The following is a 14,002-nucleotide window of genomic DNA, read 5'->3' on the forward strand; positions in this document are numbered from 1 at the left end:
TCTTGAAACTAAAAAACGTATATAAACTCTTTAAGATTAAAAATAACATGTCCTAACTCTGCCCAAACAAGGGCTGAATTAGAATTTTGTTTGGTACGTGCGATAATAAATTGACGTGCTGCCGATAATTCTTCTGAGGTTGGAAGCCGACTTAATGCCGATTCATACATCCAGCGAATTCGGTCATCGGTTGTTTGCTGTTTCAATTGTTTGGTCACACGTTCTCCCCAAAGCCCAGACTGTTGAATCACGAATGGATCATTCATCATAATCAGGGCTTGTGCAGGAACATTGGATACATTACGACGTCCCATTGTGCTGAAGGGGCTGGGGGTGTCATAGGCCAACATCATGGGAGAGAGAAAGTTACGGCGGACCTGGATATAGATGGATCGTCTACCGTTGCCGTCCAGTGGACCGTTTTTAGGTGGTTTACCACGTCCATCCATAAATTTGGTCAGATGAATTGGTATGGATGGGCCATACATTTTTAAATCGATTCTTCCCGAAATCTCTAACAGAGCATCACGGATTGCTTCACCCTCCAGACGCTTTAACGGCATTTTATGGAGATATATATTTTTGGGATCGACTTCTGATACATCCAATGTTGTCTGACTGGACTGTTGATAGGTTTTTGTAAGCACGATGTACTTAATCATTTGCTTGATAGAACGCCCCTCTCTTAAGAATTTGAGAGCGAGGAAATCTAATAGTTCAGGATGTGAAGGGCGTTCTCCCAAAACACCAAAATTATCGACGCTGGGAACAATCCCACGACTGAATAGATGTGCCCAAATACGATTTACAATTACGCGATGGGTTAAAGGGTTAGCAGGATCATTAATGGCTTGTGCTAACTGGAGTCGTCCGCTTCCCGAATTATTCACCGGTGACTTACCATCCAGCGCTTCCAGAAACCGACGTTTGATTACGGGGCCGAGATTCTGGTGGCTGCCCCGGATCAGGACATGGTCATTTTCAGTACTCCCATCCATTATCGCCATCGCAGTTTGTGACTTTGTTTGGATAGAATGCTTTAGTTGTTCGCGTTGTTTTTTGTATTCTTCTATTTCCTTAGAAAGTGCCTGTCGTTCTTTACTTCCCGATTCTGAGAATAATTCCGGGTGAATGAGTACCCAGTTAATAAGCGAAACGGTTTGTGAACTGGGTTGCTGGTCACTGTCAAAATATTCTTCAAAAGCAGTTTCGAACGCTTTTTGTACTTTGACGGTCTTCAGGCTGACTGAGGTTAAAGATTGTTCGGGATGCGGTGCCGCGTGTTTTACCTGATAGACTTCCAGTGGTTCTTTCTCAAGAGGAGTGAATTCCAGGTGAATACGGTGACCTTTGTATCTTGATAAATCATGAGTGATCCACTGCGGCTGATGTTGGGCATTTGCAGAAACTTTTTTCAATGTCGAACCATGCAGCGGGCCAAACAACATGCGATGCGAGTCTACACAAGCGTAAACCCAGCAGCTTCCTTTCACTCTGTAGGAGACCGGTCCGCGCACTTCGAAGGTGGGAGTCCGTAAAGTGCGACCCGAGCGAGGGAAGGATCGCAGTTTGTTTTTTTGATTCATCTTTGGTGAGGGAGTATCGGCTATGTCATCCCAGAGGGAATCACGCTTGGCGGCACCTTCTAAAAGCAAACTAAGTGGGTTGTGTTGATTTGATGGATCCAAAACCAGAGTCCCCCGTGGTTGTGGTGCAAGTCCAAAGGTAAACCCATCAGTAATAAAATCTTTTAGATCGCAATTGCCATAATCAATGATGGTTCTGTCATCAGACCCGGACTTTGGGTGTGTCTTTGAATTGAACTGTGCGGGAGAGGCTTTTGAACCAGAATCCATAAAAAGTGTCGTGGTCAGACTGTTCTCTTTGCCTTGGTTGCTCTGCAAAAAAAGAATCCAGTGTTTGAGAATCGAGGCATTTAGTTTTTTCGCTGAAGCTTGCCGGTTGATTTCTTGATCAACATTTGATGAACTTTGGCGAACAAGTAAATCGGCAGTCTGATAATAAGCTAAGAAGTTTTTCATCTGACCAGCGAACGCATTTTTTATTTTAGTCTTTAAAATCTTTTGTTTCTGTTGATAAAGTTGTTCTGCCTGATGTGCGATTTTTTGATTGTGTAGCATCGACTCAAAGCGAACCTGATGATAATTGCTGCTTTGCAAGTATCCATACAGAGCGTAATAGTCTTTGGTTGAGATTGCATCAAACTTGTGATCGTGACAGCGTGCACAAGAAACAGTCATGCCAATAAATGATTTGGTCATGACATCTATTGCATTGTCAAATCGGTCCGTTTCATCCTTGCGAATATCGACAGGAGAGTGGACCCATTCTCCCAAATACCAGAACGCAGTTGCCAGCACGGATTCATTGAATTGTTTGTCAGGATGGAGACGGGGATGTTCCACTAAGTCACCGGCAATATGCTCTGTCACGAATTGATCGTAAGAGAGATCGGCGTTCAAAGCTCGGATGACATAGTCGCGATATTGGTAAGCATTCGGCGCATCATTATCAAATTCGTGACCCCGAGATTCCGCATACCGCATCAAGTCCAGCCAGTGTCGTGCCCAGCGTTCTCCGAATTGGGGAGAAGCCAGAAGTTGATCGACTAACTTTTCTGTTGCATTTTCAGATTTGTCATTCAGATAAGAGTGGATTTGTTCTGGAGTAGGGGGGAGTCCAATTAAGTCATAATATAATCGGCGAATAATTGTCCGTTTGTCGGCAGCATGGCTGGGCCTCAAATTTTTTTCTTCAAGCCTTGCTAGAATAAAGTGATCAACCGGGTGATGAGACCAGCTTTTATTTTTCACTTTAGGAGGAGATACATCTTGGATTGGCTGCCATACCCAATGTTCGGCTCGTCGTTTTTTTAGATCAAAAATTTCTGCGTTTCCAGATTCGACCGGTGGTTCTTCGTTGGGCCAGGGGAGTCCCATTTCAACCCAGTGTGTTAAAAGCCCGATTTGTTCTTTCTTCAGTCTGGTATCAGGAGGCATCTCGAATGATTCATAGCGTATGGCTTCCAGGAGAAGACTCGCATGCGGTTTTTTGAATTCAACAGAAGGCCCTGAATCGCCACCTTTTAGAATCAGGTCGCGCGAGTCTAACCGAAGTCCACCTTCCAGCCGTTTGGCTTTGCCGCTGTGGCATTGGTAGCAGTGTTCAGCAAGCAACGGACGAATTGATTTTTCAAAGAATTCCAACTGTTGAGCAGAAAACAAGGGAACGGAATCTGCTTGCGATTTTGGTTCCTCAGCCCTGGTTGAAAAACTGACGAACCCGACTAAAAGCAATAAAACAGATATGATTCGGAGAATATGTTTCATGCTTTTTTCCCGGGTTTGGCTCGTGATTCATCTTGAGGATCTTTAGGCAACAACTCACGATTGTTGAGGACACTCCAAGGTGGTGGGAACAATATCCGATTAATGAATATTGCCATAAGCTATTTTAATGCTTTCAGTTGAAGCGATTCAAGGTTTAAATAGCAATGCGGAGCCAGACAGTCGGATTCGATGGGAACCTTAAACTAATTAACTAATTCAGGTAAGGGTCTGGCATGATCTTCGACCAGATATTGAGGACGACCACTGAAATCTTCAATCGTCGTCTGCTCTGTTTCAATACCGACATTATGATAAAGGGTCGCAAAGAGTTCCGGGAATGTAACAGGACGATCAACGGCTTCTCCAGCCAGTTGGTCAGTCGCACCAATGACCTGACCGGTTTTCATGCCCCCTCCAAAGAGAATCGCAGAATTCACTCGAGGCCAATGATCTCGACCTACTTGTGCACTGATTTTGGGAGTACGTCCAAATTCACCCCAGATGGCGACAGTGCAATCCTGGTCTAAACCTCTTTGATGAAGATCTTCTAATAACGCACTCACACATTGGTCGAATATCGGAAAGTCTTCTGCTTCTCGTTTAAAGATGGAATTGTTTTTCCCGCCGTGCCAGTCCCATTTGCTATAATTCAAAGTGACAACGCGTGCACCGGCTTCAATCAGTCTTCGTGCGACAAGCATACTTTGCGGTACACGAGGTGCGCCATTGCTGTCGATGAATTTTGTTGGGTCCCCGGTACCGTAACGTTCAACGGTTTTAGGATCTTCTTTGGAAAGGTCCAGAGCTTCTGCCAGTTGAGAAGAAGTCAGAACGCCCATGGCCTGTTCGTTGAATGTATCCAAACCATTCATCATGCCCGAAGCATCTGCCTCTCGTTTGAAATTGTCGATGCTCTGAAGTAGCTTTTTTCGATCAGAAAGCCGTTCCAAAGAAATCCCATTCAGAACCATGTCATGCCGAGTTGGCCCCATCGGTCGGAAGGGGGACTCGGAAAGGCCAAGGAAACCGGGACCGGGTTCATTGTAAGGACCGTGAGTACAAGGATAACAGAGGCTGATGAAGGGAGGTGCTGATTCCACATGTGCACCCTGGAGTTTCGAAACAGTCGAACCGAATTGAGGCCAGCCGCCTTGTGGTGTAGGTTTACGGGGATTGTGACCGTTGAAGCACTGAATGGCATCATGACCACTTTGAGATCCCACAATCGAACGCACTAAAACCATTTTATCCATGAGTTGAGCCATGCGTGGAAAGGCTTCACAGATTTCGATTCCAGGAACATTGGTAGCGATGGGACGCCAGGGGCCTGCGATTTCTTTGGGGGCTTCTGGTTTGAGATCAATCATGTCCTGATGTGGTGGCCCACCCACCAGATAAATCATGATGACAGATTTTTGACGTTTTTTGTTGGCAGGGTTTGATTCTGCCTGCAGGATGTGGGGTAAAGTCAGACCAGAGAAGCCAAGACTACCAATTTGAAGGAAATTACGCCGCGTTAATCCATCACAAAATGAGGGTTTTGATTGGCCGTGACCTAATAATGTCAGCATATCTGATCTGTCTCCTGCTGCGGTTTGAATCTTTAATCGCAGACAGATTGTATCAATTTTTGCTTATGTGTTCCAGAGGGGCTTGAAAAGATTCTATAAATCTTCAGTTTCTGGCTCTCTCTCGCAATTCAGGCAGGGCCGCACGAATTCCATTTGTTCCCAAGGTTGCAATCGTACCAATGTTTACGAATCGGTAACCTTCGTCAATTGCCTGACGGCACCGGTCCAGGTCACCAAAAGTAATTCCCGCAGGTTTATTTGCTGTCGCAACTCGTTTGGGGAACTCAGCCAATAATTCCAGAAGCTTTGGATGTTCTATTTGACCGATGATTCCCAGGGAAGCAGAAAGGTCCATCGGTCCGGCAAAGAGGACATCAATACCGTCTACAGCCGCGATTTCTTCGATATTTTCAATTCCTTCAGGTGATTCGATTTGAGCGACGATTGCTGTTTCCTCGTTAGCGTGTGGCAGATAATCGTCAAAGGAAAAGTCCATGAACATCGTCCAATCAGGAGATACACCACGTGTTCCTTCGGGGGGATATTTTGCATATTGGACAGCTAGTCGGGCTTCCTCAGCATTATTGATCTGAGGTACCATGATTGTGTTGGCTCCGATATCTAATGCTTTTTTGAAGAAAATGGGGTCCAAACCAGGAACTCGAATCATAGGCATGCATCCCTTTCTGCGCGCGATCTCAGGAATATGTTTGACTTCATTTACGCCATAAGGACGATGCTCCAGATCGACCCACAAAAAGTCGATGCCCGTATCAACGGAGAGTTTGGCTAGAATTTCTGACGCATCCGGCATAGCGACTCCCAAGGCAATATCTCCTTGAGAAAGCAGCGTTTTGATTTTATTTTCGAACATTGTTGCGTCCAGAAAAAAGAAGAGGTCTGATTGAAGGGGGTGAGCTTGTTGAAAACCAAATCGCATGATAAGCGGAAAAGTAGAAACGGCATACCCTCGGAGAGTATGCCGTTTATGAATTCTGCTTTTTTGTCAGCTGTTTGACTATCTGCCAATATAATACATGCCTGGATCATCGATGATCCACTCGGTTGACCAGGTACGTCCATTGTCCTGATTGCAGACATTAAAGAAGGCGGTGTGAAATGACTGAATCCGGGTTCCATAAGGAAGATGTGAAGCAAAGCGATCAGCGGGAGTCAAAGGATCTACTCCTGGACTGGCGTAATAGTGCGTACGCCCATCGGGAGTAAATGACATTCCGAGAGTCCACCACCCTGTTTGTTTGATTTCGGGGCCGATAAAATCCTGGCCCATTGTATCTGCTCGCACTACAAACATAGCGGAATCTTCACCGTTGGGACTGTCCGTTTTGCTATTAAACTGGATGAACATTCCCAGATAAATAGTTTCTATTTTTGTACTGTAACCACTGCTACGCGAAAAGAACCTACGTTTCGAACGGGAGCGTTTTGATTTCATGGGCGCTTTCACAGCAGCACGAAACCCAAATGAAGTGCCGGTTTTATCTTCCCACTCTTCAAAGGGTGGAATGTAAACACGTGTCACAACACTGGGAGAATAGCTTACTGAGATCATCGATCCTTGCATGATCAGGTCATCTTGATTACTACCGCGGCTACCTTGCCCTGGAACTCCTGTATGAAGTGTTTTCAGCAACAAAGCACCTTTGCTGCCGGGAAGACCACCTGCAGGTGTGGGAATTCGTTGAATCACATCTGGTTGTCCGCGTTTGGCACTCTCAGTCCAAATACTATTTGTCGACTGACCTAATGGATAACGAGTCTGCTTATCGACATTGGTGCTACTTTTAGGAAGATTTGTGATGAACTCCCAGGATTCGTCTTCAAAGTCATCCCAGCATCCATCTACCCGTGTTCCCGTACCAGGGGTGACCTGAGCATGTAATTCAACGCCTGCTATGAGAATAGAAGTTCCGGCAAGAAGAGCCAGACAGTATCTGGAGAAAAAACGATTCCATTGGAGAAACATGGTTTTCTGTCCCTGGTAATATGTGAAAAGAGAGGGAATAGGTTTTTAGACCCTGACATTAGGAGCACATTCGTGATAGTGGGGCAAAATTCCATCTCTGTTCAGTACAGCTTGCCCGCATTTATCGTACTTATTGGAATTATCGGATAGATCGATAGAAATGATTCAAATTATCTTGATATGTTCGATTTGCTGTAAGGTCTTGCTTCGTCTCAATTTTAAGCATTTATCTGTAAGGGAAAGTTCAAACCGACGTGCCGATTTTTAGTCGTAGCAAACATATAGTCTCTGCATTTTTCTTGTTTTAACTAACCCGCACACTTTCCTGCTTTCCTTTTTGAATTTAACGTGCTGAATTGGATTTCGAAAATGGAATCGCTAAGATGGCGATTTGGTTTTTGCACAGAATCGTGTTCTTAAGCCACGCTAAATTCTATAGCAAATCATTCATTTGAGGACCTCGTGCTAGTTTCTCAAATGACTCTCCAGAAGATTTATTATTTCGAGAACATAATGACCAATCCCCATGTCACTGAGCAAGATGCTCTTTCTCAGAGTTTAATTAATACGAAACAAGAAGAACTCATTCTAGTCCTCGATTTTGGGTCTCAAACTGCCCAACTGATTACCCGACGTGTACGTGAACAGAATGTTTTTAGCCAATTGGCTCGTCCCAATCTCTCTGCAGAGCGAATCAAAGAACTCAATCCGAAAGGGATTATTCTTTCTGGAGGACCGGCAAGTGTTTATGGAGAAAATGCCCCACAGGCCGACCCCGAAATTTTTAACCTCGGAATTCCTATTCTCGGTATCTGTTACGGAATGCAACTTGTATGTGACTCGCAGGGGTGTGAAGTCAAAGGAGGCGCATCAAGAGAATTCGGTCGAACACCTTGTACTGTGAGTGACCACTCTAACTTATTCTCAGGCGTACCCTCGCATTTTGTTGCCTGGATGAGTCATGGAGATCAAGTTGAAAATCTAAGTGAACAATTTTCCTCTCTGGCCTCGACGGAAACTTGCCGATTTGCAGCAGTGAAACATCATAGTAAGCCCCTGTTTGGTCTTCAGTTCCATCCCGAGGTAACACATACTGAATTTGGTGGAGCGCTTTTAGCTAACTTTGTTCAAAAAGTGTGTGGGTGTAAGGGAACATGGAAGATCTCTAATTTAATAGAGCAGGAAGTGGAATCCATCCGTGATCGGGTTGGTGATCAACGCGTCATTTGTGGATTATCAGGAGGTGTGGATTCTTCGGTGGTTGCAGCGTTATTATATCGCGCAATCGGTTCTCAATTATCGTGTATCTTTGTTGATAATGGATTATTGAGAAAGGGGGAAGCCGATGAAGTTTCTCATCGTTTTGGAGAACATTTTAAAACCGATTTACATGTGGTAGATGCACGGCAATTATTTTTATCTGAATTAGCAGGTGTTTCAGATCCTCAGGAAAAGCGGAAAATAATCGGCAGACTCTTCATTGAAGTTTTTCAAAAGGAAGCTGCATCCATTGAGAATGCTCACTTTCTCGCACAAGGAACACTCTATCCTGACGTGATCGAATCTGGTGCCAATCCAGATGGACCTGCCGCGACAATTAAGTCCCATCATAATGTGGGGGGGTTACCTGAAAAACTGGGATTCGAACTGATTGAACCATTACGCGAACTGTTTAAAGACGAAGTTCGGGAAATGGGTCATGAGCTTGGATTACCAGACGATTTGATTTACAGACATCCCTTTCCCGGGCCAGGTTTAGCTGTACGATGCCTGGGAGAAGTGACGGAAGAACGTTTGAACGTGCTGAGAGAAGCAGATTTGATTGTGATTGAAGAGCTGCATAAGGCAAACCTGTATCGAAAGACCAAACAGGCTTTTGCCGTCTTACTTCCTATTCGATCTGTCGGCGTGATGGGGGATGGGCGAACTTATGAGGATGTCGCAGCAATTCGCGCTGTCGAAACAGACGATTTCATGACTGCTAACTGGTCCCCTTTGCCCCATGACGTTCTGGAAAGAATGTCGACCAGAATAACGAATAATGTACGGGGAATTAACCGTGTGGTTTATGACATCAGCTCAAAACCACCTAGCACGATTGAGTGGGAGTAATGTCGCTTAAGTTCCTTTTTTGTTCTCTTGAAAGCGAATGGAACGTCGTAGTTAACTTTGTCATCAGCGATAAGGTTTTCTGATTAGGGGTAAATGCCCTTGATTTTGGGTATGATCCGGGTATGCTGGATTCATTCGTTAACATTCTTTATAATTTGTGTGGTTTGATTCAGAGGTTTGATACCCTGTATTCAATGCAGCTCTTTTAAGGTCAAAAAAGAGGGCTGCTCCCTCCTTCGGTTTCCTTCCTGATCTGTATCGTACTATTTGACATAGAAAGTCGGAAAAAATGAGTTCGGTTCCTAAGAGCAAATTGCTTTGTCTGGCTGTGATTTGTTGCTCAAGTATTGTGTTGCTGACAAGCCATCATGAATCATCGGTCATTGCTCAAAAACCATTGGCCAATGAAGGTGATTTAGCCAAGCGTTTGAAGCGAATTCCCGCCACGTCTCCTAAAGAATCTTTAAAAGGATTTCAGTTGGAGCACGGTTTTCAGTTGGAATTAGTGGCTGCTGAACCCGACGTGATGGACCCTGTTGACGCCTGTTTCGATGAAAACGGGCAAATGTATGTTGCCGAAATGCGGGGGTATCCATATCTGCCTGAGCAGCGTCCCGATTATATTTCTGGTCCCGTCAGGAAGAATGCTGGTGTCATTCGATTATTAAAAGACACCAATGGAGATGGGAAGATGAATGAAAGTTTCGTCTTCGCAGACACGATTACCTGGCCGACTTCGGTTTGTTGTTTTGATGGCGGAGTCTTCGTAATTGCACCGCCAAATATTTATTACTTTAAAGATACCGACGGTGATCACAAAGCCGATATCAGAGAAACTGTTTTTACGGGACTACCAACCAAAAACGTACAGGGTCTAGCCAATAATTTGAAATGGGGATTAGATAATCATATCTATTTTGCCGGGGGAACGAATGGTGGTTCGATTTTAAAAGATGGTAAAGAAGTAATTCCATCGGGACGTCGTGACCTGAAATTAAATCCAAAGACTCGTAAGCTGGAAGCCATTTCTGGTGGTTCTCAGTTTGGTCATTCAATGGATGATTGGGGAAATCGTTTTGTATGCAGCAATAGCAATCATATTCAGCACGTTATCTTTCCCAGTCATTATTTAAAGCGAAACGCTTATTTGGCTGTTCCCAGTGTTTTGCGGACCGCCGCCCGTAGAGGTGCCGCGGCACCTGTTTTTCGTCGTAGTCCTCCGGAGCCATACCGAGAAGTTCGGACTGCCCGTCGGGCCGCGGATCCTAATTTTCGAAAGCGTCTCTCTCCAACCGAGTTAGTAGCGACTGGTTTCTTTACCTCTGCTACAGGGGTCACCATATACCGTGGTAGTGCCTATCCAAAAGCGTTTCAGGGAAATGCCTTTATTGGTGATGTGGGCGGAAACCTGATTCATCGTAAAACAATGGATTCTAAGGGCGCGACATATATAGCAACGCGTGCTGATGAGCAGACAGAGTTCGTGACATCGAAAGATAACTGGTTTCGACCTGTTAACTTTGTCAATGCTCCTGATGGGACACTTTGGGTACTCGATATGTACCGCGAGACGATCGAGCATCCTTTTTCAATACCGGAAGACATTAAACGTCATCTGGATTTGGAAAGTGGTTTCGACCGCGGACGCATTTATCGCTTGGTTCATCCAGAAGGGAATCAATTCAGAGTTCAAAAATTAGGCAAGATGCCCATCGATCAACTGGTTAAGCAATTGGATTCACCTAATAGCTGGAACCGAGAAACGGCACAGCGTTTAATCTGGGAACGTCAGGATCAGGCAGCAATCTCAAATTTACAGCACCTGTTTCGATCTTCAACACAACCATTGGGGCGCTTACATGCTTTGTGGACTTTGGATGGTTTGAACGCGTTGACTTCAGAAATACTAAAACAGGCATTAAAGGACCCTGTTCCCGGGATTCGAGAGCAAGCTATCCGGCTCTCAGAAAAATATGTTGAAAAAGACTCTGAACTGGCACAAATCGTGTTGGAACTCACGAGCGATCCGGATTATCGGGTTCAATTGCAATTGGCCTTTTCATTAGGAGAATTTAACAATCAAACAGCAATCGCTGGTTTAACGAAATTAGTAGATTCCAAAAATTTTGATAGTGATATGAAGATGGCGGTCCTCACCTCTTCCTCAAAGATTGCGGGGCCTTTGTCGATTAGTTTTCTTAAGAAGTCACCAGAAACGCAGTCAGGAAACCAAGGCTCTCTGATTACAGAATTATTGATGATTGCAGGTGCTAAAAAAGAAACAGACGACGCTTTAGCTGTGCTGTCATTTATTTCAGATGATTCTATTTCGTTACAGTCGAAGCAAAAGATTTTAGGTGCCTTGGGTAGAGGGCTCGTGCGAAGAGGGGCCTCACTCGCCAGCTTGCTTAATGACAGCAAACTTGACGTTGATGTCAAGGAACGATTTAGTAAAACGATTGCTGATGCGGTTCGAACGGTCGAGGATGAAGACAAACCGGTTGCTAAACGGGTAGCCGCTGTCAAGCTACTCGGATTCATTGATTATAGCGTGGCTGGTAAAGTTCTGTCTGAGGTCCTGAATCCTAGATCATCGCCTAAAATCCAACTGGCTGCTGTCGAAGCGTTATCCCGGATGAGACACAATGATGTGAGTGCTGCTCTATTGCAGAACTGGTCTGGATTCAGTCCAGCCGTTCGTTCGGAAGTGGTTGATGCCTTGTTGGGATCATCAGAGAGGATCGACAGTTTGTTGATCGCAATCAAAGAAAAGCGGGTGAAACTCAACGAGATTTCTCGCGATAAAAAAGATTTGCTGATGAATCACCCCAATCAAAAAATTCGAAAACAAGCCCGAAAAGTACTGGGTAATGAAGTCAACAGTGATCGTGCCAAGATTGTGCTTGCTTATGAAGCTGCCTTAGAATTAAAGGGAGATGTAGAGGCAGGTAAGAAGGTCTACCTCAAAAACTGTGCATCCTGTCATAAAGTGGGTGACCAGGGGCATAATGTAGGCCCTAATCTGGCAACAACGAAAAATAAGTCGAATAATGATTTGTTGATTGCGATTCTGGATCCCAGTCGTGAAGCCCAATCAAATTACAATACTTACACGATTGTTACTGAACAGGGCAAACTCTTCACAGGGATTATTGCTGCAGAAACGGCGACGAGTTATACAATTCGAAGAGCAGAAGGTAAAGAAGATATTATTTTACGAAATAACATCGATACATTGCTTTCCAACGGAATCTCGTTAATGCCTAACGGGCTTGAGAAGGAGATTAATCAGCAGCAGATGGCAGATTTACTACAGTATATCAAGACTTTGGAAGCTCCTCTGAAAAAGTAACGGTAAACCTTTAGCTACTACATGCTAAAAGCCCTCTTAGAACATTCTAAGAGGGCTTTTCTTTATTTAATATTCAGACGAGAATATTTCACCAATCCATCCCCAGGGTGATAGACCCCCCGAGCAGACTCAGGTCACCTGATTCGCTGGCAGCCGAGCCAGCTCCATTCCACCACATGCCATCCCAGGCAGCTCGTACCCAGACGAGCGCGCCGGTTTGTAGTACAAAATCTGCTTGTGCACCTACTTGGAGCTCAACGATACTCAATGACTTTTTATTATCAGTTTGTGCTACTGCGACAGTAGGGCCAGGGGTTCTGTCTTCTGCAGAGTATTTTGATCTTCCCCACAAGGCGGAATATTTTACGCTGGAAATTAAGGACACACTGGATGTTCCCTTGGAACGTCTATCAAAAAGTCCCAGAGGACGTCGTGCTTCACCAAAGATCACCAAACCGTTTCCGTCAAATCGGTGCCCTACATCCGAAGATACGGGAGCACCACTTGCAGTACCCACTGCACGATATGTTTGACTGACTGAAGCGTGACGGTAACCACCGCCGAATGTTGTTTGCCAGCGCTCAAAGTTCAGTTCCTGACTCATATCCACATCAATTGTGTATAATTTCAGGTTACTGGATGTGCTGATGAAATCGCCTGCTTGACCACCGGCTCGTAATCCTCCAGTAACTGTTTGTGTGGGAAGACCATTAAAGAAGATAAAGTTGTTGGGAGAAGTTGCTCCGTTACTAGAATTATCTTCAAGTTGGAACCAACGGACTTGTGCACTGAGTCCTTCATTATCAATAACTCCGAGATTGATACGAGGTGCAGTTTGATAATTATAAGGGAAATCATTTGAGGTGGTTATCGTGGTCATTCCGGATTGATCTTCAGTAAAGAAAGCAGTGTCAGTATCAAAACCAGGTTTTAGAAAGACTGCTGCGGCTCCGGCAACAATTCCTAAACGCTCGTAAGAAGTGTCATCTAGATAGGGGTCTTCAATCCAGTCGCCCTGAGTATATTCTTCTACAGGTCCATAGTACTCTTCATTACCATAATTATCTGGCATGGCAATGGGAGCTAAATCGGAAGTCCGCGGTGACGCTGGTGCAAATGAAACGGCGTCAACGTTTGACTCAAAATCATCCGAGGCATTTGAAATTCTGAAGACTCCTTCAGATTCATTTGATGGTTCGACAGGAAAATCTGATTGAGAATAAAGTGCCTGTGATGGAAGGCAGCAGATTCCCGCAATTATCAAGCCAACGAATCCGTTCGTTCTCATAGCCTAATCTCTCCATTTCAGTTCAATAGAGTCTTTTATGATCCCTATGACTGAAAGATGCTAATTAAAAACTAACCCCTCCAACAAAGCACATTTTTTAGAATTCAGAGTGCCTTGTTCGTAAGTACAGCAGCAGGTGGGGGCTATATAAATAACCCGTTGTCATAATTGATCGGCTCGCTATTGCCCAGAAGACCATTAAAAACGGCATATCTTGAAAAAACAGAACAATTTTTGATTTAGCAAGATATGTATGTATAGTTTGATTTAGCAAGATCCCCTTCACAATTCGGAGATCTATTTCGGTATGATACCCGCTAAGATCTTTCTGGAAAATAAGTT

At 44.6% G+C, this 14,002-nt stretch carries 7 protein-coding genes; 2 read left to right on the top strand and 5 right to left on the bottom strand.

Features of this window, described 5'->3' with window-relative positions; all coding sequences use genetic code 11:
- Positions 1-8: 8 nt before the first annotated feature.
- The 4 genes from V202x_RS05945 to V202x_RS05960 all read right to left on the bottom strand — a co-directional run bounded on the left by V202x_RS05945 (position 9) and on the right by V202x_RS05960 (position 6,908).
- On the bottom strand, positions 9-3,350 hold the full coding sequence (locus tag V202x_RS05945) for a PSD1 and planctomycete cytochrome C domain-containing protein (RefSeq protein ID WP_145172121.1): 3,342 nt from the start codon (positions 3,348-3,350) through the stop codon (positions 9-11).
- 203 nt (positions 3,351-3,553) lie between these two features.
- Entirely contained in the window at positions 3,554-4,921 is a 1,368-nt protein-coding gene (locus V202x_RS05950; RefSeq protein ID WP_145172123.1) for a DUF1501 domain-containing protein, read from the bottom strand.
- A gap of 103 nt (positions 4,922-5,024) precedes the next feature.
- Complete coding sequence (locus V202x_RS05955) at positions 5,025-5,795, bottom strand: HpcH/HpaI aldolase family protein (RefSeq protein ID WP_197993251.1); 771 nt, start codon at positions 5,793-5,795, stop codon at positions 5,025-5,027.
- Between the two features lie 144 nt (positions 5,796-5,939).
- Positions 5,940-6,908 (bottom strand): hypothetical protein, encoded by a 969-nt coding sequence (locus tag V202x_RS05960; protein WP_145172126.1) that lies wholly within the window; start codon positions 6,906-6,908, stop codon positions 5,940-5,942.
- 513 nt (positions 6,909-7,421) lie between these two features.
- Here V202x_RS05960 and guaA point away from each other — a divergent pair.
- Positions 7,422-9,020 (top strand): glutamine-hydrolyzing GMP synthase, encoded by a 1,599-nt coding sequence (guaA, locus tag V202x_RS05965; protein WP_197993252.1) that lies wholly within the window; start codon positions 7,422-7,424, stop codon positions 9,018-9,020.
- A gap of 289 nt (positions 9,021-9,309) precedes the next feature.
- The gene (locus V202x_RS05970) at positions 9,310-12,372 is read left to right on the top strand and encodes a PVC-type heme-binding CxxCH protein (RefSeq protein WP_145172128.1); all 3,063 of its coding nucleotides are present in this window, start codon (positions 9,310-9,312) and stop codon (positions 12,370-12,372) included.
- Positions 12,373-12,460: 88 nt separating this feature from the next.
- On the opposite strand, the gene V202x_RS05975 is transcribed toward V202x_RS05970, so the two are convergent.
- The gene (locus tag V202x_RS05975) at positions 12,461-13,660 is read right to left on the bottom strand and encodes an Lpg1974 family pore-forming outer membrane protein (RefSeq protein WP_145172130.1); all 1,200 of its coding nucleotides are present in this window, start codon (positions 13,658-13,660) and stop codon (positions 12,461-12,463) included.
- Positions 13,661-14,002: the final 342 nt, after the last annotated feature.

It is taken from the genome of Gimesia aquarii (assembly GCF_007748175.1).
In the GTDB taxonomy this organism is placed as follows: Bacteria; Planctomycetota; Planctomycetia; order Planctomycetales; family Planctomycetaceae; genus Gimesia; species Gimesia aquarii_A.

Excerpts from the sequence above, each read along its gene's own strand:
- V202x_RS05945 (WP_145172121.1), bottom strand. The coding sequence starts at position 3,350 with ATGAAACATATTCTCCGAATCATATCTGTTTTATTGCTTTTAGTCGGG.
- V202x_RS05950 (WP_145172123.1), bottom strand. The coding sequence starts at position 4,921 with ATGCTGACATTATTAGGTCACGGCCAATCAAAACCCTCATTTTGTGAT.
- V202x_RS05955 (WP_197993251.1), bottom strand. The coding sequence starts at position 5,795 with ATGTTCGAAAATAAAATCAAAACGCTGCTTTCTCAAGGAGATATTGCC.
- V202x_RS05960 (WP_145172126.1), bottom strand. The coding sequence starts at position 6,908 with ATGTTTCTCCAATGGAATCGTTTTTTCTCCAGATACTGTCTGGCTCTT.
- guaA (WP_197993252.1), top strand. The coding sequence starts at position 7,422 with ATGACCAATCCCCATGTCACTGAGCAAGATGCTCTTTCTCAGAGTTTA.
- V202x_RS05970 (WP_145172128.1), top strand. The coding sequence starts at position 9,310 with ATGAGTTCGGTTCCTAAGAGCAAATTGCTTTGTCTGGCTGTGATTTGT.
- V202x_RS05975 (WP_145172130.1), bottom strand. The coding sequence starts at position 13,660 with ATGAGAACGAACGGATTCGTTGGCTTGATAATTGCGGGAATCTGCTGC.